The following is a 20,856-nucleotide window of genomic DNA, read 5'->3' as shown; positions in this document are numbered from 1 at the left end:
AGCCGATGGTCGCCGGTACCTCGGTTCGTTTGCCGTCCATCAGTGATTCGAGCGCGACTACCAACAAATGGGGTTGGAAACTGTCTCCGCTCGGACTCCGCCCGCTTATCAGTTGAATATTGCAAAAACGATCTGCCGTAGCGCACCCATACGCCGAGGACCACAACTCACGCAAGAATGCAGATCTTCTCACAATCACAACTGTGAAAATACCCAAGTCCGTCAAAAATCACCTTCGAAAAGCATCAAGTACGTATTCTTCCTCAGTACCGGGCAGCCCTAACCGTAAGTCCCAATGCACGACCATCGCTCTGCACGGATCCGGAGAGCCGGATAAAGCTCGAAGAAATACCCCAGTTTCGAGGACTGTCACATTAGCGTCGTGCTACCTTCCCGACGATCTTTAGAAACCGGCAGATTGGCCCCAATTCGATAGAAGGCCGTAAGTGTCCAGAGTCGAAACCTTATTCCCCGCAAGCATCGCAGCGCCTTCCCTGGTTATGACGTTCGGAGCTACGGCTTCTCACGCAACTCCCAAACCGGGCAACTTTGGCGCAGGTGCTTCTGGTGGACCTTGGTTGGTGGGCTACAACTCCTCGAATGGCCTCGGATATATCAGGACAGTCACCTCATTCGGTCCAGGCTCACCGCTTACATTGCAGGTCTCAATTTCGATAGCAGGACATCTGCCCTGTATGCAGTAGCGAATACTGCCGGGCCCTAGACGGAGCGAGGAGGTGAATTGAAATGGATAACGTCCTCTTTGCTATCGTCAACGTGATCGTGGCGATGGCGAACGGTTCCACGATCCCCTTCTCATTAGAAGGCGCAGGGCCACTAACCGCTCCCGACTTGTAGAGAAGATCGGCCGACCGCATGTGGATGACATTTTCAGCTCTGCCTGACCTGCATATCAGAAGATGCTTGGATCGTGCGGTGGTCACAAACATAAGCTCCCCTACCTGGCCAGGAAGGGGAGCTTATGTTTGACAGGCCCGAAATAGTCGGTCGAGGCCGCCCCGAATGGGATCAGCAACCGAATATCACAGCGCCGACTGGTTTGATCACGCGAGTGTGCACCGTGAGCAGAATTCACACAGAGGTCGATTACAGTGCATCTGCTCAATCAGCCTTCTCAGCTCCGATTGATCGAATACGTCTGCTGGCTCGAGTGCCCTTGCCACGGTGAGGCAAGCTACCGATCTCGGACGCGGGCGGGCGCTGTCTCTTGATGCTGATGTTGACCACGATGGACCTGTACCTAGTTGACATGGACCAATTTGGGTCGTCGAACAGGTGGCTGGTGGAAGCGCTTCGGTCTTCGGCCTGATCACGAGCGGCCGCTATGTAGTGAGAATCGGTCGGTCTCCTCTTGAAATGTAGTCGGCGAATCGTTCAATTCCTGCTTGTGAGAAGCTCCCTCGACCTGCGCGTTTAAGTGCGGCTTCGACGAATGGGAGCGGTTTCCTGCGGTATGTGCGGTAGATGCTGTCGAGTACTGGTTGCAGTGCCCGGCGTGCGAGGTCTGCTGTTTCCGGGTCTGAACCCCCGAATTTCACTGTCACATTCGGCATAGATACCCCTGCTGGTCGAGTGTCCGATTCCCTGGCCGGAAGCGTACGTATCGGGATTGCAAATCAGTACAGAAACACCAAAACGGGGCGCTAAGTCCCTACTTGCGGTGGATACGACTCCGTCTTTGGGTTGACGAAAAGGGGCCCGACCGCCGCGTGCGGTCCGGCTTCCGTTCTACGACTACGGGTTACGCCCCGAAGCCGAGGCTGGTGGTTTCGCCTGCTTCACGGGTGGGTGGCGAACTGCCGATGCTGACGGGTGTTTGCGTCAACACATAGCGAACTCCCCAAGCTACAACGTCCATGCAGAATGTCCCCCGCTACATAGTTGCGTGGCCGAATTCATTGAGGCGATAACTACCGGCCACCCGAAGGTGCCCCGTCCCGTGGTCGACCACTACAACTGGCGTTCCACAGTTCCGCAGAAGTTCAATGCCTGTGGTGCAACGCCCGCGGGGTCGTCGACATCGAGTTCGACGACGGTGCGTGGGTGATGTTCGGGGCGGGTATTCGGCCAGTATGCCCGCGCCATCGAGGTTGTGCTTTTTGACCGCTTGGTCAGGATCTGGAAGTCATAACTGGTCCATATCCAGCCTGTTCCATCAGCCTCTGCGATGAATGTCCCGATGGGTAGCGCTCGGAGACCCAAGTCATCGATGCCAGTTTCCGCGATCTCATTGCCAACATGCCCCATGACGTTCTATGGTTCATTACATGAGTAATGAACCAGTGAACATCGGGCGCCGATCATCGTGATCGACGACGGACGACCACTGTTCCAACAGATCGCCGAACAGATCGAGAGTTCGATCATCGACGGCTCCCTGCCGGAAGACGGGCAGGTGCCGTCGACCAACGAACTGGCGGCGTTCCACCGGATCAATCCGGCCACTGCAGCCAAGGGCCTCAATCAACTCGTGGGCGAGGGGATTCTCTACAAGAAACGCGGAATCGGAATGTTTGTCACTGTCGGCGCCCGTGATGCACTCAGGTTCAGACGCCGAGAAGCGTTCGCACGCCAGTACATCGAGCCGCTGGTCGCGGAGGCCGACCGCCTCCAGATTTCCCTCGAAGAACTCAAATCCATGCTGGACGACAGGAAGGCGGACTGATGAACGCAAGCACGACAACGACCGAGCCCCACGTCAGGCGTTTCGACGAAACTGAACTCGTCGCCTCGATGCGCTCCGTGGACAGAAAGTACGGGGACGTCGACGCGCTCGCGGACGTCTCGTTCGAGATCAGCCGCAACAAGATCTACGGCCTGCTCGGTCGCAACGGCGCAGGCAAGACGACGATCATGCAGATACTGACCGGGCAGGACCTGCACACCAGCGGCGACGTCGAAGTTTTCGGGGCTGCCCCGTTCGAAAGTGCCGACGTACTGGCGAACGTGTGCTTCGTCAAGGAAAGCCAGACGTACCCCGAAGACCTCAAGGTCAAGCACGTACTCGTCGCCGCCGGCCATCTACTCCCGAATTGGGACCACGCGTTCGCCGAGACACTGCTCGACGACTTCCAACTTCCCCTGTGCCGCAAGGTGAAGAAGCTCTCGCGCGGCATGCGGTCAGCGTTGGGAGTGATCATCGGACTTGCCTCCCGTGCACCGCTCACGCTATTCGACGAGCCGTATCTCGGCCTCGATGCCGTTGCACGCCAACTGTTCTACGATCGACTGCTTGCCGACTACGCCGAACATCCTCGCACTGTAGTGCTTTCGACTCACCTGATCGACGAGGTAGCCAATCTGCTCGAGCACGTGATTGTCGTAGACAGCGGCCGGATTGTCGTCGACGAGGACGCGGACGCACTGCGAGGTCGCGCCGTGCTGGTATCCGGTCCCATTGATGCGGTGGATGCCGTTGCTGCGTCCGGCAGGGTCCTGCGCCGGGAGACACTGGGCGCCCACAGCCGAATCATGTTGCAGGCCGATGTGACAGAGACCGAGCGAAACCGACTGCGGGAGGCTGGAGTCCAAGTGGAACCGGCATCTTTGCAGGAACTTGTCATCGCGACTTCGACGCAGCGCAAGGAGATCACCGTATGAGTATCGCAACGACAGAGCCACGGACGGTCCCGAAGACGCCCACTCGGTCCAGGATCGGTCCCGTCCTACAACTGCATACGGTCGCGTGGCCGTTGCTGATCGCCTGGCCGGTGGGCATCCTTTTGATCTCTTTCCTCATCAGCTTCACTATCTACGCGATCGTCGGAAACGAGCAAGGTGAGGGATTCACCGGCAGTGTGTTCTCCGTTTACGGTTTCGTGCTGGCGTTCTACCTCCAGTCGATGACCCAGACGTTCCCGTTCGCGCTCGGGCTGAGCGTGACTCGCCGCGAGTTCTTCACTGCCACCGCGATAATGGCGTTGGCACAGTCCGCAATCTTCGCAATCGCGCTGCAACTGCTGTCAGTGGTGGAGTCCGCCACCAACGGCTGGGGTGTGCACATGCGCATGTTCGGCATCGCACGCTACTTCACCGACAACACCGCCGTACAGTTGCTCGCACTGTTCGCGACGCTGCTGCTGACCAGTTCGATCGCAATGCTGGCAGGTGCTATCTACCAGCGGTGGAGGATCACCGGTCTACTCGCCTCCCTCACTGGGCTTTTCGGCTTGCTCGGCTTGTCAGCGATCGCGATCACCTGGGCTGGGTGGTGGCCGGCGATCGGTTCGTGGTTTGTCGATACTCCCCGAGTGGTACCGATGGCGCTACTCCCTCTGGCCCTTGCCATCGCGTGCATCGCCGGAGCCTGGGCGACGTTGCGTCGAGCAACGCCGTGACCGCGCAATCATGTGCGACGCCACATGTCGCGTCGTCTCGAAGTGCTCGTCGGATCAAACCCGTCTAGACAGCTCGTCCCCCTCCCTGAGTCAGGAAAGGGGGACGAACGTCGCAACAGGGTGCTATCTCGTCCCCGATTTGGTCCGCTCTACTGCCGAGCCACCCGCTCGACAAAACTCGAAGCCCGCAGCACCAGTTCATCTTTCCGGTTCTGGCGCGCAGCGGCGGCATCGTAGCCGGCATACGGGAGCGGGGGGTCGTTACGAACATTGGACGAGCACTGGAAGTCTCGGCAGATCAGTGTTCCGACCGTGCTGCCACGTCGACCGGCGGGCCCGGCCAACTTGGCGCCGTAGAAGACGACCTCGTTGGGGAGTCGCGTGTCGCGGCACCAGGAGCACTGGGCGCGCGATCGCGGAGTGGCCTCGGCTTGAACGAGCAAGACTCCGATGGTCTCCCCGTCGAGTGTCGGGACGATCGTGTAGGCGCGTCGGCCCATTTTCGGATCTCGCCAGCCCAGGTAGTCGAGAGCGTCGAAGTCGATGGTGCCGAAGCCGTCCGGCAGGGTGAGATCGGACTTCTCCTTACGACTCGCGTTGACGAGGCTGGAACGAATAGATGTATCGGTCAAAATGATCATGGGTGTATACCAATCGTGGCTCGGTGAAGGTGGGTACAGCTCATGGCCCGATCAGCACCAAGTGCTGTCGGGTCCGAAATGCGCTATCTGTCGCCGGCGAAGACGACGCCGACAACCCCCTCACGCCCATGGGGCGTCACCGTGTACGTATCCACACCGCGATGGTAGCTACAGGCCTGCGTTACAGGCCACTCGATTTATCAGTCACGCCATACCGCCGTGAACTCGTACCAAGGTCCGCCGAGGTGAGTTGCGGAGAAATCATCGAACCCCGATGGTGGGCCGCTGGGCGAGTACACCCACCCACTCGAGGTGATGAACATGCTGTCGTCGTCGATGAAGTAGACCTCATCCGGCCGCACGACATGGGCACTACTGATATCGAACTGGCCGATCTCGAGCTCTTCCACGGTCGATTCAGGCTGCTCCAAAAGACCAATCGCGATGGTCTCGAACTCTCCGCTCTTGTCGAGGAAAGTTGCCGGCGGCATCAACAACGCCAGAGCGACTGCAGCGATGACGGCGATCGGGGAGGGCAGAATCCACCACGACCACCGCCGGTCCTGGCCAAGGACGTAGAGGGTGCGGATCGCCCACACCAGACCGACCACGATCAAGATGAGCAGAGCCGCAGCGCTGACGAGGAAGGGATCCAACCATCTGTACTCCCCGAACGGCGAAGGCCACCAACCGTAATGCCGGCAGACCAACGCAATGAGCGGAACAACGGTGAATGCCAAAAGAATCGGCCCCGGCGGCTTGGACGACTCCGGAGGATCAGCTACCAACCATTCACCCAACGACGTCGGCCTTCTCATCACCCCACCGTATGTGATGGCAAGCCCCATCTGAACGGTAAACCTACGGAGTGGGTTGACAATTCCTCCGAAAGCACTTGCAAGACAAACTCTCCAATCGTCAACAAACTCCCGAGCACAGCGATCGGCACTCTGCGCCACAACCGAAACAAATAGACAATCCCCACGATCCATACAAACAATGCGAATCATGCGACAATCGGACGGTGAACGAGACCGCGAGTGGAGTTTCGCACCCGCACCGACCGCAACTGCTGAGCGTCGGCGTCCTACTCTCCGCCGCCCTCCTGTGGTCCACTCCCCTCGCCGCTGCCGCGCCCACCGAACCTGGGCCGGCCAGTTGCATATCATTCGGAACCGCCCAACTGCCACCAGGTGCGCCCTCCGGTGGAGGTCGAGTCGGGTTGGCAAACCTACCGACATTCACCGGTTCAACCGCCCCCAGCTCGGTCCAGATCCGCACGCCAACGACGCAATTCAATCGTTTCTGGGACTTCGCGCTAGTCGACCACGACTTACTCGCTCGGCCGCGAGAGCCAGGCGCATCAACGGCTCAACCGTGGCGTTTCGTGCCGATGCCCGAGTGCCTGCGTGGACGACTGGTCGGGATATCACTGGACGACGACGAACTCGTCGCGGTCGACGACAACGGCTGGATCTACACGATGGACAACGCATCCCAGGATCCGCTGGTGTGGAATTGGACCTCGGCATGGGGCGCACCGCTGTGGAGCGGTCCCGGCCGACAACTCCCCGGAGACCACCCGAACGGGTGGGCACTGAGCGTCTCGTCGCCTTGGGACAACCAAACTTTCACCGACGTCGCAGGACGGATTCACTTCGTCGGACTCGCCAAGATGACGATGATCCCCACGTTGACCGGGGACGGCAGCCGGATAACCTACGCGGACCCGTGGCTGCCCAACGACGACAGCTACGAGATCGGCGGCCCGCTCGGCGGGCGATTCCAGGCGGACTCGCTGTCGGCGGCCGGATCAACCACTTTCGTGATGAACAAGTACGGCGACATATACACCCGCACATTTGATTTCGATTCTTCGGGATCGGACTCGATCTTCTTCCGCTACAGCTGGGAAGATCAGTCGGACAAGCCGTCGGCACCCAACCTCGTGGCCGAAACACTCGACCGCAGCACCGCCGCGATCCGACTTCCGGCCCCAGACTGGGTGCACCAGCCCAAAATTCCCGGTGAAGTCACATCCGCGATCAGTGTGCACTCACTCGGTCCCGGCCCGAACCGGCGGGAGTTGCGCGTCGAGGGTCTCCGCGGCGCCGAATCCGGCTTCTGGCACAAGGATCTCGTCGGGGATGCCTGGGAGTTCACGCCGACCGGCGCGTCCCTCCTCGGCACACTGATCGAAAACGCGCCGACAGACCGGTCGACGGATACCCTGTCCCCCGCTGCCCCCTGGCACTTGTCCACGACCCTGCCCGCCCGCGACGGTGCCATCGACGGTCAGGCTCTGATCGACATCGGGTTTCCGTACTCTGTGGTGGATCCGCGTCTGCTCGACGCGATCGGCCAGCACGCACAACCGTCCGGATACCGACTGGACGTGGACCATTTCGACCCGGTCGCCACCACGCGGACCGCGACCGTGACTGCACCGGATGGCACGGTTCTTCCGGTCGTCCTGCACACCGCCGACGGACTACGGATGGCTCCCCGCGCATCCGGCCTCGATGCCGATCCGCGCCACCTCGTCGGGGCAATCGAGATCCCGTCGGACGCGTACGCGGATCGGGCATCGAACCCCGCTCTGGACGCGTTCGTGCAGGACTGGATGCGCGGAAACCCCATTGCCGCGATCACGCTCAGCGCCACCGACCACGACTTGGTGATCCGCTAGCCGAAACCATCGCCGTCCACCGTGTCGCCTCGATTAGGCTCAGCAGATGGTCGACACCACACCCGACGTGCCGATATCACCCGTCGACGCTGCGAGCTTCCAGCTCGGTGTGCACGTCCAGCCCTACCTGGTCACTATTGCCGGACTGCTCGCTCCTGGTGGCTTCGTCGATCGAGACGGTCGACCTGATCTAGTGCGACTTCACCGCACTCTCGCCGCTCACATCGCGCAGGAGCCGTTACTGCGGCAGCGACCGATCATGCGGAACGGGTCATGGTGGTGGACGGAAAACGACATCGACTTCGACCTCCATCTCTCGCTTGACGGACGCGGGCCTACAGAACCCGACTTCGAATCCGTCTGTGGTCGACTCGTGATGCAACCCCTCGACACCACCCGACCGTTGTGGCACATCGCCTTCGTTCCTGCAGCTCGACCGGGTCTGTGCGGCATTGTGATCCGAGTGCATCACGCGGTTCTCGACGGCGCCAGAGCCAGCGACCTTTTCGAGCGCTTGTTCGCCTCACCTGATTCGAAAAGTACCGACCCGGGCGCTCCCGTGCCGAACATCCCTCCGAAGGCCGCCGGTTCCCTCGACCTCCTCCGATTTCGAATCGGTACTTTCCTGCACCGGCCAATCCGATCACGGGTGTTGCTGGGCGCCATTGGTCCCACGAGATCGATCTCGTCCGTCAACGTCCGCACCTCTCCGATCGAGCATGCCGCGCAGCAAGCGGGAGGCACTTTGAACGATGCCTATCTCGTTGCGGTGGGCGGCGGACTGCGATTCATCCTCCAAGAATGCGGCGAGCCCATCCCCAAGTCGATTGCGGTATCGGTACCCGTCGCAGTCACAGCGATCGGTAGCGCACGCAATGCCGTCGGGTTCATGATCATCGACCTTCCACTTCGTGAAACCGACCCACAACGCACAGTCGCGATCGTCGCGAAGCAAACCGCTGCGGCCAAACCTTCCGCACGCGCTGCGGGAACAACCTTTCGGTCACCGCGTATCGCCGGCGTTTTCGACAAGCTCGCAAAGCGGCAGCACATGATCGGTGCAGTCGCGTCCAACGTCCATGGACCGCGCGGCCCGCTCACGCTCGACGGGGCAGCGCTAGTCGAACTCTGGCCTCTGGGCCCGTTGGCGGGCAATGTCCGCGTCGGCTTCACCGCAGCGTCCTACAACGACACATTCTGGATCGGAATCCAGGCCGATGCCGAGCATCTCCCACCTGCAAGCAAGATCGCCCGAGCCGTCGAACGGACTCTCGACGAAATAGCCGGCACTGCACACTGACTGGATCTACTGCCACTATCCGATGCACCTCGCCGCTTGGGCAACGGATACTGTCGAGACGTCTCGACAACATCTCCACTGATTCGAGCCTGCAAGCCGGTGTCGTCACGACACGATCGTCACGAGGAAGGCGAAAGATGTTCACACCTGCAGAATTCGGCAAGGTCTCGGTACTGGTTCCTGAGAACGGTGGTGCCGTCCCCTACGGGAACACCGTGGTAGTGCACGGATCTGAAAGCACGCTCGTCATCGACCCTTCGCTCTCCCTCGACCGCGACCCCGTCGGCGCAGACCTCGTATTCGTCAGCCACGGGCACGAGGACCACATCGCCGGACTACGCCATTTCGACACCCCGGCCTATGCGCACCATCTCGACGCACCCGCAGTCGCATCCCTCGACACGATGCTCACCAATTACGGCCTTCCTCCGAACGAACGAGTCGAGGTCCAGCAGTCGATTGCTACGCAATACGGCATACCCCCGACCCACGAGAACGTGTCGGGGATCGCGGGCGGCCACGTCTTCGACCTCGGCGACCGCACTGCGACAGTCATTCATTTGCCAGGGCACACCCGCGGACACTGCGGGGTCCTCGTCGAACCAGACGGCTTCTTCTACGTCGCCGACATCGACCTCACCTCCTTCGGCCCGATGTACGGCGACCTGGGTAGCAGCGTCAACGACTTCCTCGACTCCATCGACCACGTCGCAACGATCGACGCACGCTGGTACGGAACATTCCATCAGAAGGGCGTGGTCGAGGGCAGCGACGAGTTCCGTCGCCGGTTGTCCGCATACCGCGACAAATTACTGAGCCGCGAAGACCGTCTCATCCAATTCCTCGGCGAACCAAAACTCTTGGAAGACATAGTCGCTCATCGACTCGTCTACCGCCCCCACGTATCGGCCCCGTACGTCGACGCCGTCGAACGACGGACAGCTCAGCTACACCTCGAACGACTCATCGCATCCGGTGCCGTCACAGTCGACGAAGACAAGGTGTTTCGCCGGACCCTCTGACATCCCTGGCGAACTGATCGCGCCATTTCGGATACTTCCGAAAATCGGACCGAAGTTCACCGAAAAAATCTGGCACTCGAGGTTGCAGAGTGCCAGTTTGGCTGGTTATCATGTTCTCGCACAGTAAGTTCGGTCGCCGTCGAGGTGACGGTGACCTTTCTTAGACGATACGGGAGGTGTGTTGCTGTGCTTCGTTTCGATCCTTTCACCGACATCGACGCGATCACCAAGTCCCTGCTTGCCACCGGAACCGGCAGCAGCCGAAGTCCACGCTTCATGCCGATGGACCTCTACAAGATCGATGACCACTACGTCCTTCACGCCGATCTTCCCGGCGTCGACCCAGGATCAGTGGACGTACAGGTAGACGGCTCGACCCTCACCCTGACCGCGCACCGCAGCGCCATTTCCGAAGAGGGAGTGACGTGGCTGGCCGGTGAGCGTTTCACAGGAACATACAGAAGGCAGCTGTCCATCAGCGAGGACATCGATTCCGAACGGATCGTCGCCTCATACGACAACGGCGTGTTGACCGTGACCTTGCCGATCGCAGAGAAGGCGAAACCGCGGCGGATCGAAATCTCGTCGGGGCCGCCGTCCCGCACCGCAAACTCCGAGGTGAAAACCCAAGGACAGATCGAAGCCTGACCTGAACGGCTTGGCACGAAATCGACTGTACGAGAGCCTTTCATCCAGGAGGTCCACTATGCCCGCGCCAATCATGGCCCCCGCCGCAGCTCTGGCTGAACCGGTCGTCTGGAACGAAGACCCGCAGCGGCAAGGCTGGTGGAAGCGCATCCTCGCGGCCACCCCGCCCGAGAACCCCACCAACGAAGAATTTCAACCCTGACAAAACCAGACCGTGTTCGCCGAATACGGTCACCCACAAATGAATTGATGCCTTCCGTCCGTCCACCGAGGCGGACGGAAGGCATTTACAGGCGCTCTACACACGTTCAGCTCGATGAAGCCTTCCGGCCGAACCGAAGAGCCATCACCTGCAGCAGGTCAGGAACCGCCCGAAATGGGCGAAGCAGGACGAAACACTCACACAACAAGGACGAAGCTCGCCGCCACCTGCCAACCGCGACTCGTACGGTTGAAATGTAGACGTCAGTGACTGCGCTGACGCTTACCGACCTCGTCGGTCCCCTGAATTGTGTGGCCGTCGAGGTCGTCTCATGTCTATACCCAAACTGAAAGTGGTCAGCCCTCAACCCTCGTCGGAGGAGATGCCGTCGCCAGACCCTCCAGAAGGATTGCCAGACCGCGCTCGAGTTCGTCCTGCCCGTCGTAGTGAGCCATGATCGTAGCCATCGACCGCAGTCTCGGAAACTCGGCAAGCGCAAGCCGATGCAGACCGAGCCGCAAGAGATCGTCCGTCTCCTCGGGATTTTCGACTATTTCCTGAAGCTCGTTGAGAATGTGCCCGTTGAGGAAGCCGAACACTGCTCGGTAGATGTGTAATGCGTCTTCAGGAGTGAAACCGGCCCGTATCAGCAGTTCGAGAATCGCTTCGACGTAGCGCAACGTCCCGGGAGGGCGCAATCCGAGCGGGGTGGACAGCGGCCGAGTGACCAGCAAAGGAACCACGTTTGGGTGCGCGAGCGCGAGGCGGCGATACCCGTACGCAACTGCGTGCAGCTGCCCCCTCCAGTCGCGATCGGACGGGTCGACGACCAGTTGTTCGAGCACGGTCTCGACGACCCCGTCCAGCAGGGCCGCCTTGTTGGCCGCGTACCTGTAGAGAGTCATCGGATTTCTGTCGAGCGCTTTGCCCAGTCGGCGCATGGAGAGGCCGTCGGCACCTTCCTCGTCGATGATCGCCAACGCCGTCGAGAGTACGAGCGCCCTGGTGAGGGGCTCCTCGCGGTCCGCGGCGGGAATCAAACCCTTAGTGCGATCTGGCGAGTGTCCGGTCATTCACAAAACATACATCGTATGCCTACGCGTTGACAGAACAGTACGGCTGGTTTACTGTTCGGATACGCCCTATGCATACAACGTATATACACATCGTATACCCGGAATGTCCGGATTTACGTGGGCGCTCATCGATACGTCCCGGCGCCGGAGTCGGCGCGGACGTACGGACTCACTTTCGTCGCATGAGTCCCTTCTTCAAAGGATCGAAGATGAACAGAACATGACAGCACCCACCGCAACACGACGCTCGCGGTTCTTTCAATTCTCGGGTATTGCAACGATTTCCGTTTTCTCCGTCGGCATTCTCGTCTTGCCGGCCGGCACTGCCGGCGCGGAAGCGACTGCTGTCGGACTCGGCACCGCTGAGCCCTTTGCAGTCCTTGCCGGAGCAGGAATCACCAACACCGGACCGACAACCCTCGGCGGCGATATCGGCACGTATCCGACTCCAACCATCACCGGTGTATCGGACCTGACGATTACCGGCACCAATCATGGTGGCGACGCGGTATCGCAGGGAGCGAAACCCGACGTGTTGACTGCCTACAACACTCTTGCCGGTCAGGGACCCACACAACCGACGGGAGCCGACTTGACCGGTCGGACACTGGTTTCGGGTGTCTACAACTCCGGTTCGTCGATCGCACTGTCGGGAACCGTCACCCTCGACGCGCAAGGTGACCCCGATGCAGTCTTCGTCTTCCAAGCGGGATCAACGCTGATCACATCGTCGTCCAGCACCGTTGCACTGATCAACGGAACGCAGGCGTGCAATGTTTTCTGGCAGGTTGGAAGTTCCGCCACCCTGGGCACCAACTCCGTCTTCCGAGGAAACCTGTTGGCGCTGACAGACATTACTGCCACAACCGAGGCAACCGTCGAGGGTCGACTGTTGGCGATCAATGGCGCGGTCACTCTCGATACGAACACCGTTACGATCCCGACCTGTGCGCCTCCTGTCACGACTACGACCCCGACCACTACGACGACTACGGTCCCGCCTGACACCGCGACAACTACCACCACGACGGTGGTCCCGCCGGAGGTGACTACAACCACGACGGTCGTCCCGCCGGAGGTGACTACAACCACGACGGTCGTCCCGCCGGAGGTGACTACAACCACGACTGGTACACCGGTGGAAGCGACGACCACCACACCAGGGCCGAACGGCACGACTACAACCACTGTGGACGTACCGCCGATCATCACGACCAGCCGAAACATTCCGTCCATACCCGAGATTCCCGGTCTCCCACCACTGCCGGGAATACCTCCCACCGTTCCCGGGACGGTAACCGTCCCGTCTCGGGTGCCGACGACGTCAGCTTCTCGAACGGGTACCCCGACCACTCAACCGGTAGGCCCGGAATCCCCGAATGTTCGAGCCCCTCAGGTGCAGCAGGTACCACGAGGGTCGGTCGACACCGGTGACGGAAGCACACAATCCCAACGCGGCGGACAGTCCAGTGGAGGGTGGATCGCCCTGCTCGTCGGCTTCTTCAGCGTCGTGGCTATGTCGGCCCTCGTCATCCGTCGGACAAGTCGATAGATGAAAGACGAAAACTCCGTGATGGCTCCGCGAACTCGCCGAGCCATCACGGCTCTCGCCCTTACTGTTTCAGTACTCGTAACGGTGGTCGGATGCGCCGGCGGACAATCCGACAGCGGAAATTCACAACCACACTCGTCGCCTCGACAAGACACCACATCCGCGCCGCGCGCCACTGACTCTGCACTGCCCGAAAGGGCGCCGGTAACTGCTGACCACCGCCCCGCGCGCCTCGAAATCCCGTCCATCGGCGTCGACACCGACATCATCGATCTCGGACTCGATACCGATGGAGCACTCGAGGTCCCACCGGATGGGAAGGACGCAGGGTGGTACACCGGCGCTCCCGCCCCCGGTGAGGTCGGACCGGCAATCATCGCCGGCCACGTCGACTGGCAAGGCACCGACGGGGTCTTCTTCGATCTGCGGAATCTCGAAACAGGAGCCGACATCATCGTCACCCGCGAAGACGGAAGTCGCGCAGTGTTCACCGCTACCAGTGTCGAACACTTCCCCAAAGAGGACTTTCCCACCGACGTCGTATACGGCGACATCGACCACCCCGGACTCCGGATCATCACGTGCGGTGGATCCTTCGACGAAACCGCACGCAGTTACAACGACAACATCATCGCATTCGCCGACCTGGCCTAACCGCCTGAGACGCCGCAGCACACCACTTCGAAAGTCCGCACGAACCGTTGGAGAACAATGACCGTATTCCACTTTCCCGTGCTCGAGAAGTTTCGATGACAGACACCGACGACATTCGAGCGAGCGCCGAAGCAGGTGTCGACGCTCCTGCATGGCGGGATCGGAAGCGTTACTGGTGGCCGTTGGGATTGCTGATCCCGCTGAGTCCCTTCCTGTCCTGGCTGCTGGTCGAATATTTGCACCTCGGCCTGTTCTGGGCGACCGGTGCCTGGATCCTGATTCTCGTCATCCCGATCGTCGACGTCGCAGTCGGCGCAGATGGCCGCAGCCCACCCGACAACGTGATCGCGGCATTGCAGGACGACCGCTACTACCGATGGTGTACCTACCTGTTCGTGCCACTTCAATACGCTGGCCTCGTCTTCGCCGCATGGTGTTGGGCGCACGCCCCGATGGCAACCGGAGAGAAGATCGCACTGGCGATGACCGTCGGCGTCGTTGCGGGCGTCGGTATCAATGCCGCACACGAACTAGGCCACAAGAGCAGCCGCCTCGAGCGGCGGTTGGCGAAAATTGTGCTCGCTCAATCGTTCTACGGGCACTTCTACATCGAGCACAATCACGGTCACCACGTCAACGTTGCGACGCCGCGCGATCCCGCCAGTGCTCGTTTCGGGGAATCGTTCTGGATATTCTTGCCCCGCAGCATATTCGGAGGTCTGAAATCGGGCTGGCGGATCGAATCAGCACGCCTGCGCCGGCAGGGTTCACCCGCACTGTCACCTCGAAACAACATCGTGCAGGCATGGTCGCTGAGCGCCGCACTGTTCGGGACGTTGATCACCTTATTCGGGTGGCAGATACTGCCCTGGCTGCTCCTGCAAGCCTTGGCCGGGATCACGTTCCTCGAGGCCGCAAACTACCTCGAACACTACGGATTGCTCCGTGCGCGAAGACAAGACGGCAGCTTTGTCAAAGCCCGGCCCGAAGACAGTTGGAACAGTGATCATCTCTTGTCCAATTTGTTCCTGTACCAATTACAACGACACAGTGACCATCACGCGAATCCGCGTCTGCGCTACCAATCTCTGCGCAGCGCTCCAACCGCTCCGCAACTCCCTGCCGGATACGCGGTGATGATCGTCTGCGCTGCCGTACCACCACTGTGGCGGCGGATGATGGATCACCGTGTCCTCGGCTACTACAACGGCAACGTCGAGCTCATTCACACCAAGGCGACGATATGAATGACAATGCCCGAGACGACGACCACAGCGACGGGCACTACACGGCCACCGGGCCGACCAAACACGCCAGAGCTGCGTACCAGCCGGCGCGCACCCGGCTCAGACGAGCCGCACCGAGCCTGGACGTCGTCGCTGCCGCGGAGTACCTGTTGACCCAGCCCGACGCATACCTCTATCGCCGCCGATACCTCGACCTGATCACTCAAACCCCCGGGCCCGACGGAACATCGATCACCGACTACGCCGCAGCTGAACGCTACCTACTTGTCACCGCTACCGCGCACCGCAGAACTCACAGTGAGGTTCGTCCATCGCCGGCACCCGGCGATTTTCTGTGAAGTGGTCACCGCAGTGTTTGATGCCAGAGAGTGACAACAGCCTGACGAATGCGGGAGCGCAGCATTTGTCATTTGCCATCACAGCTTTGATTCGCGCTCGCCAATGTCATCGAGGATCAAGAACTCGATCTTCGCTCGCTCCCCGTCCGCATCGAAGTCGTTGTCGCGGTCTGAGACACGCGTGATCAGTTCCGTCAGTGCCGCATGGATCGTCGTGTACAGAAATGCACGCGGGTCGGGCACCCCCATCACGTCGTCAGTGTTCATCTGTACCTGCGCCGTAGCGGTACGCCTGCCCAGAAACACACGCGGAAGCCGGGTCCCGGTCGGATCGGTCACCACGGAGATGTCGCCACCAACCACAACAAACAGATCGAAGTCGTACTGCATCGCGATGCCCCTCAGCCGGTGTCTGAGCCGAGTCAACTCCTCGATGAAGTCAAGCGGCACCGACGGTCCACCGAATACTGTCCTGAACGTGACCCCGCGAGTCATCGATCTGCCCCCCTTTACGAATCATCCATTTCAGGATCGAGGGCCATACCCTCTGTGTCCCCCACGCCAAGTGCTCGGGCATATCGACCGGCATACCGCTCCAGTGCGACTGCTGAATCGGCCTCACCTTCCCATTGATCCGGAATCGCGGTGCCGTCACACGTTGTTCGCGACACTTGCGCCTCGGAGAACTCGACAGCGGTCCGGGTGAAGGAACACCGCACAAAACTCGTGGCCGCCGAGAATCGTGCGCCGCCGAAAGTACACTCCACGAATGAGGTATCGGCGAGCTGCGCACCAGTCAGGTCTGTGTCGTCGAATGCGCATCGTTCGAACACAGTATTGGGCACGGAGCGGAGCCCGCGTGCTTTGGCTCCAGTGAAATCGCAATCGACGACCCTCGGTCCGAGCGCCACACGCGAGAGCGTCGCACCCCGGAAACTGCACCGTTCGAGTCGGCGATTGAAACGGGGCTGTCCGGTCAGTGCCACGAAATCGAAACGGCAGTCGAATAATTCGGATTCGAAGACGGAGATCGAACCCCGAGCGAAGCTCAGATCAATCCGTTCCAACGTGAGAGATACCGAATGTCCAATCCAGCGCTACCCGCTGTCAGGCCACGCACATCGATCAGCCCGTCATCGGTCTCCGCCCGTGGGGAGACGAGAGTGTGGGGAGGCTTGACGATCCGCGACTGATCGAGCAATTGCGCCCGTAAATTATCGACGTCCTCATCTGACCAACGTCGACGTAGGGAGGTGATCGCGGACCGGTTCACGGGCTCAATAGTATCGGCAAGATCCCCAGCGATTGGCCGTGGCTGTCCGAGAAGCGAACCACCACGCATCAGTACTTCGGTAGGAATCACTTCTCGGAGCGCGCAAAACAGCCGGACCGTGAAATACACGGCCCGGCTGCAGCGCTCACGCACACCAAGTGGAACTCGGAGTCAACTGGGGTACTGAAACCGGTCGTGTACGAGTAGTTGACTCATCCCCGGATCAGTATCGAATTATCAACTCTCACAAGTTGATCACGTCGCCCACAAAGATCTGATCGGGATTGACGATCTGCGGATTCATGTCCCACACCTGCTGCCAGGTGAGACCTCGTTCTGCCGCGAGGTCGAACAATGTATCACCGGCCGCAACGACTACCTCTGAGCCGGACGCTGGAGTCTCCGACTCCGGAATGCTTTCTACCGGTGCAGATTCGGATGTCTCAGAGTAGACAACAGGAGCAGGCGCCGGTTCCGGTGCAAATTCGGGTGCTACGTCCTGTGCCGGCGCGGGCGCGGGCGCGGGAACAATACTCGACCCGGTATCGCACGCCCCGATCGAACTCAGGAAGGACATGGGATCGACTGCGCCTCCACTGTGAATGCGGAGATGCAGATGTGGACCGGTGGAGCTACCGGTGTTGCCCGTTGCCCCGATCTCGTCGCCTACCTCGACGTGTTGCCCCACACCGACCCATGTTTCGGAGAGGTGGCCCATCTGAATCTGCTCGCCACTGTCCGCTTCCAACTGGATATACGTTCCATATCCACCCGGATCATTGGGTCCGGCAACAGAAATCGTGCCCGATGTGGGCGCGTGGAGCGCGGTGCCGACGTTGACAGCGAAGTCGACTCCGTCATGTCCCGCGTGGTAACCCTGCGAAAGTGATCCGCTTACCGGCCACTCCCAATTGCAACTCGCCGACCAGCCCTGCGCACCGGCGGTACCTGCATTGGCTACTGCTCCGGCCCCCACAAGGGCGCCCAGTCCCGCAGTTACGGCGATGAATCGTTTTGTGCTGGAAGGCTTGTGTTTTCTGTGCTTACTCATGTTTTCCTTGACTGATGTGCTCGGAGCAGGTGCAGGCTCTACCCGCAGACAGCACTCAATACGTGCTGAGCTACTTGGTGTATCGCACCAAGACTCCGTTGGAGTGAAATGTTCGGATCGCGCCATGGAGAGAGGTACGGTGACCGCTCTCGAACGCGAGCGCGCGCATAGACCCGCAGGTCTGTATCTCCTGGTGACAGCACAGGAGATACGGGTTCTACATCGAGGCAGTGCCTGAATCGATCGTTGATCGAGGACTACGAATGCCGGAACAAACCGAAGGCTTCTCATTCGAAGATCGACAGGGTGGGTGTCTACCCGGATGGTCGGAAAGAGGGTGGAACATGGAGATCCTTGCGTTGCGGATGAGGAATCACCTCATACGCTGTCGCTTCACGACGCTCCACACCACGGTTGAATTACCTGGGTACATACCTGTTTTTGCGCATTCGACCCGACCGGTCGATATCAGGCGCGCCTTCGGTGGATGGCATCTGGTCGAACAATCGCCAGTGCCCCATGTCACTTCTGGAGACGATACCGCGTCTTGGTCACCCGGCGCGTCAGCGTTACCGAGATGGGACATACAGGCGGCATTGCTCCTACAAGCCGAACGGGAGACCAGTGCACGTTCCCGGCATCGGAAACGCGTGCTGATCTCCCGTTCGGCGATCTGTTGCCTAGTGGATCTACTGCTGAGTCGAAGCTACTTTCTCGGCTGCGTGGTGGGCGGCAATGTATCCGTAAACCAGCCCCTGGCCGATCGTTGCACCGGCGCCCGGGTAGGTGTGACCGAATGCGTTGGCCGCAGTATTGCCGATCGCATACAGGCCGTCGATCACGCTGCCGTCCTCACGAAGCACGCGTGCATGCTCGTCCGCCTGCACACCGCCGCAGGTGCCGAGGTCGCTGAGCGTCATCTTCACCGCGTAGAGGGCACTCGTGTCGAGCTTCCTCAGGTTCGGGTTCGGGGACACTGTCGGGTCGCCGTAGTACCGATCGTATGCACTTCCGCCGCGACCAAATTCCGCATCGCTACCGGCAGCAGCGGCCTCGTTGAACTTCTCGAAGGACTCGGCAAAAGCCTCCTCGGGAAGACCGACCTTGCGGGCAAGCTCGACCGGACTGCTCGCCTTGTGCGCGATGCCGGAGTCGAAAAATGCCTGCGGAAGCGGCTGACGGGGGAAGATACCGCCTGCGAACACGTAGCTGTTGCGGTACTCCTGGTCGAAAACAAACCACATCGACTCGGCCGGATCTCCGGCCTTTTCCCGTTCGAGCACGCGCTGGCCGAACGACATGTAGTCCGTCGCCTCGTTCACGAATCGACGACCGGTCTGGTCGACGATGAACGAGCCTGGCAGCGCACGCTCTGCGAGCATCACCATCGGCGGGCGGCCCTTGATGCTTGCCACCGCCGGGAACCACCACGACTGATCCATCGATCCGATACCTGCGCCGAGCTCTTGTGCTGCCTCGATCGCTTCGCCGGTGTTGCCCTCTGCGCCCAGGCTCTCGTGCTCACCGAGCCTCTCCGACTGGTACTTGTGGCGCCACTCCATGTTGTGGTCGAACCCGCCGGCTGCCAGAACGACACCACGCCGAGCGGTCACCGTCACTTCACGTCCGTCTTGCACCACAACTGCACCCGTTACGCGGCCATCTTCGGTGATGAGCCGAACCAACGACGTTTCCGTCCACACCGGGATACCGGCCTGGACCACACCTGCGAACAGGCCGGCGGCGAGCGCCTGACCGCCTGCGATGTATTCACGCTTGAGTACGTACTTGCCGTAAACGCCCTGCGCCAGGCGGCGGATGATGCGAGGGAAAGCCTTGCTCGGCTTCTTCACCATCAGGTTCATCCACTTGTAGTCCGCACCTGTCACCGGCATCGGCAGTCCGGCTTCCATCAAACCGGGCCGCAGGCGACCGCGTTCCGCGCCGAGTACCGACGCGTCGAACGGCAGGCACTCGCAGGTACGTCCGGCGGCGCTACCTCCCGGCAGTTCGGGGTGGTAATCGGAGTATTCCTTGGCCCAGAAGAACTTCATGGGCGTCGTGCGGTAAAGCATGTCGACGGTGGCCGCACCGTTGTCGACGAATGCCTCCCCACGTTGGGCAGGGGCAGTATCACCGACCACCGACCGCACGTATGTCTTCGCGCGCTCAACGGTGTCGCCCGCACCGGCTTTCGCCAAGATCGGGTTGGCAGGCATCCAGAACGCTCCACCGGACCGCGCCGTCGAACCGCCAACGTACTGCGTCTTCTCCACGATCAGCGTGGACAAGCCGAGCTCGTTCGCGGTGAGGGCGGCAGCCATGCCGGTACCGGACCCGATCACCAGTAGATCGACAACGATGTCCTTGGCTTGTGTCGCGGGGGGTGCCTGATTCTTCGCCATTGAACAAATCCCTTCACGTGGTTATCGACGTAGAACGCTAAGGCAGTCGCGGCGCAGAAGGTTCCGGATGCCCAGTCAGCGGGACATTGCGAGTGGATTGGCGAAGAACGGCTCCTGCCACGGTTCGGGCGTTGTGCCCGCCCCAGCAGAATCGCGGCTTGCCTTCTTCGATGTCTACGCTGCTCACGTGAGGACAAATCCCAGCTTCGGCATCGTCGACGAAACGCTCGGCACCCTTGCACGCGGCATGCTTCCCCGCCTACGCCACGTCTTCGAGCAGCACCAGGCTCTTCACCGTCTGGCCGTCGAAGCGATTGTCAACGTCTGACAGACTCGTGCGGTTTGCATTTCATGGACGGGTACTGGCCGGCGGTTCGTTTCAACGGCGACGATGGCGTGA

General features: G+C 60.6%; 22 protein-coding genes. 13 read left to right on the top strand and 9 right to left on the bottom strand.

The annotated features are described in order from the left end of the window. Positions 1-1,971: 1,971 nt before the first annotated feature. Complete coding sequence (locus BH682_RS06200; RefSeq protein ID WP_075832443.1) at positions 1,972-2,268, bottom strand: hypothetical protein; 297 nt, start codon at positions 2,266-2,268, stop codon at positions 1,972-1,974. 58 nt (positions 2,269-2,326) lie between these two features. Here BH682_RS06200 and BH682_RS06195 point away from each other — a divergent pair, with 58 nt between their 5' ends. The 3 genes from BH682_RS06195 to BH682_RS06185 are packed head-to-tail and all read left to right on the top strand — an operon-like array spanning position 2,327 to position 4,358. Then, positions 2,327-2,686: a GntR family transcriptional regulator gene (locus BH682_RS06195; RefSeq protein ID WP_058038928.1), complete on the top strand. Its 360-nt coding sequence runs from the start codon at positions 2,327-2,329 to the stop codon at positions 2,684-2,686. Continuing rightward, positions 2,686-3,621, top strand: a complete 936-nt coding sequence (locus tag BH682_RS06190; protein ID WP_058038927.1) for an ABC transporter ATP-binding protein — start codon at positions 2,686-2,688, stop codon at positions 3,619-3,621. Before BH682_RS06195 ends, BH682_RS06190 begins: the two co-directional genes overlap by 1 nt. Further along, positions 3,618-4,358 carry an ABC transporter permease gene (locus BH682_RS06185; protein ID WP_075832441.1) on the top strand — a complete coding sequence of 247 codons (741 nt, stop codon included), beginning with the start codon at positions 3,618-3,620 and terminating at the stop codon, positions 4,356-4,358. Before BH682_RS06190 ends, BH682_RS06185 begins: the two co-directional genes overlap by 4 nt. A gap of 149 nt (positions 4,359-4,507) precedes the next feature. Here BH682_RS06185 and BH682_RS06180 read toward each other — a convergent pair whose 3' ends face one another. Beyond that, a complete protein-coding gene (locus BH682_RS06180; RefSeq protein WP_058038925.1) occupies positions 4,508-4,999 on the bottom strand; it encodes an FBP domain-containing protein in 492 nt (163 codons plus the stop codon). 200 nt (positions 5,000-5,199) lie between these two features. Further along, complete coding sequence (locus BH682_RS06175; RefSeq protein ID WP_075835174.1) at positions 5,200-5,817, bottom strand: DUF1109 domain-containing protein; 618 nt, start codon at positions 5,815-5,817, stop codon at positions 5,200-5,202. 206 nt (positions 5,818-6,023) lie between these two features. On the opposite strand from BH682_RS06175, the gene BH682_RS06170 reads away from it, so the two are divergent. From BH682_RS06170 to BH682_RS36345, 5 genes are all read left to right on the top strand, one after another. Continuing rightward, complete coding sequence (locus BH682_RS06170) at positions 6,024-7,688, top strand: hypothetical protein (protein WP_223304616.1); 1,665 nt, start codon at positions 6,024-6,026, stop codon at positions 7,686-7,688. A gap of 46 nt (positions 7,689-7,734) precedes the next feature. Then, positions 7,735-8,988 carry a wax ester/triacylglycerol synthase domain-containing protein gene (locus BH682_RS06165; RefSeq protein ID WP_075832439.1) on the top strand — a complete coding sequence of 418 codons (1,254 nt, stop codon included), beginning with the start codon at positions 7,735-7,737 and terminating at the stop codon, positions 8,986-8,988. Positions 8,989-9,125: 137 nt separating this feature from the next. Then, positions 9,126-10,010 carry an MBL fold metallo-hydrolase gene (locus tag BH682_RS06160; RefSeq protein WP_042452347.1) on the top strand — a complete coding sequence of 295 codons (885 nt, stop codon included), beginning with the start codon at positions 9,126-9,128 and terminating at the stop codon, positions 10,008-10,010. A 186-nt stretch (positions 10,011-10,196) separates the two neighbouring features. After that, on the top strand, positions 10,197-10,658 hold the full coding sequence (locus tag BH682_RS06155) for an Hsp20/alpha crystallin family protein (RefSeq protein ID WP_007726499.1): 462 nt from the start codon (positions 10,197-10,199) through the stop codon (positions 10,656-10,658). 58 nt (positions 10,659-10,716) lie between these two features. Continuing rightward, positions 10,717-10,860 carry a hypothetical protein gene (locus BH682_RS36345; RefSeq protein WP_165639161.1) on the top strand — a complete coding sequence of 48 codons (144 nt, stop codon included), beginning with the start codon at positions 10,717-10,719 and terminating at the stop codon, positions 10,858-10,860. 356 nt (positions 10,861-11,216) lie between these two features. On the opposite strand, the gene BH682_RS06150 is transcribed toward BH682_RS36345, so the two are convergent. Next, the gene (locus BH682_RS06150) at positions 11,217-11,933 is read right to left on the bottom strand and encodes a TetR/AcrR family transcriptional regulator C-terminal domain-containing protein (protein ID WP_042452349.1); all 717 of its coding nucleotides are present in this window, start codon (positions 11,931-11,933) and stop codon (positions 11,217-11,219) included. Between the two features lie 223 nt (positions 11,934-12,156). Between BH682_RS06150 and BH682_RS06145 the strand changes: the two genes are divergently transcribed. The 4 genes from BH682_RS06145 (at position 12,157) to BH682_RS06130 (ending at position 15,727) form a co-directional block, all read left to right on the top strand. Next, positions 12,157-13,488, top strand: coding sequence for an ice-binding family protein (locus tag BH682_RS06145; protein WP_065456033.1), 1,332 nt, complete (start codon positions 12,157-12,159; stop codon positions 13,486-13,488). Next, positions 13,489-14,142, top strand: a complete 654-nt coding sequence (locus BH682_RS06140) for a class F sortase (protein WP_058038921.1) — start codon at positions 13,489-13,491, stop codon at positions 14,140-14,142. A gap of 95 nt (positions 14,143-14,237) precedes the next feature. Next, entirely contained in the window at positions 14,238-15,389 is a 1,152-nt protein-coding gene (locus BH682_RS06135) for an alkane 1-monooxygenase (protein ID WP_063315140.1), read from the top strand. Next, a complete protein-coding gene (locus tag BH682_RS06130; protein ID WP_063314901.1) occupies positions 15,386-15,727 on the top strand; it encodes a hypothetical protein in 342 nt (113 codons plus the stop codon). Before BH682_RS06135 ends, BH682_RS06130 begins: the two co-directional genes overlap by 4 nt. A 78-nt stretch (positions 15,728-15,805) precedes the next feature. Here BH682_RS06130 and BH682_RS06125 read toward each other — a convergent pair whose 3' ends face one another. The 5 genes from BH682_RS06125 to BH682_RS06110 all read right to left on the bottom strand — a co-directional run bounded on the left by BH682_RS06125 (position 15,806) and on the right by BH682_RS06110 (position 20,456). After that, positions 15,806-16,222, bottom strand: a complete 417-nt coding sequence (locus BH682_RS06125) for a hypothetical protein (protein WP_058038919.1) — start codon at positions 16,220-16,222, stop codon at positions 15,806-15,808. A 14-nt stretch (positions 16,223-16,236) separates the two neighbouring features. Next, entirely contained in the window at positions 16,237-16,560 is a 324-nt protein-coding gene (locus BH682_RS36670; RefSeq protein WP_411561140.1) for a pentapeptide repeat-containing protein, read from the bottom strand. Positions 16,561-16,775: 215 nt separating this feature from the next. Beyond that, entirely contained in the window at positions 16,776-17,000 is a 225-nt protein-coding gene (locus BH682_RS36665) for a hypothetical protein (RefSeq protein WP_223304614.1), read from the bottom strand. A gap of 244 nt (positions 17,001-17,244) precedes the next feature. Beyond that, on the bottom strand, positions 17,245-18,051 hold the full coding sequence (locus tag BH682_RS06115) for a M23 family metallopeptidase (protein WP_223304613.1): 807 nt from the start codon (positions 18,049-18,051) through the stop codon (positions 17,245-17,247). A 689-nt stretch (positions 18,052-18,740) separates the two neighbouring features. Beyond that, positions 18,741-20,456, bottom strand: coding sequence for a 3-ketosteroid-delta-1-dehydrogenase (locus tag BH682_RS06110; RefSeq protein ID WP_075832435.1), 1,716 nt, complete (start codon positions 20,454-20,456; stop codon positions 18,741-18,743). A gap of 187 nt (positions 20,457-20,643) precedes the next feature. On the opposite strand from BH682_RS06110, the gene BH682_RS36660 reads away from it, so the two are divergent. Beyond that, positions 20,644-20,784, top strand: coding sequence for a hypothetical protein (locus BH682_RS36660; protein ID WP_156423194.1), 141 nt, complete (start codon positions 20,644-20,646; stop codon positions 20,782-20,784). Positions 20,785-20,856: the final 72 nt, after the last annotated feature.

It is taken from the genome of Rhodococcus sp. YL-1 (genome assembly GCF_001942025.1).
Classification (GTDB): Bacteria; Actinomycetota; Actinomycetes; order Mycobacteriales; family Mycobacteriaceae; genus Rhodococcus_F; species Rhodococcus_F qingshengii.
Note: the sequence above shows the minus strand (reverse complement) of the source record. Positions and strands in the feature narration are given on the sequence as shown.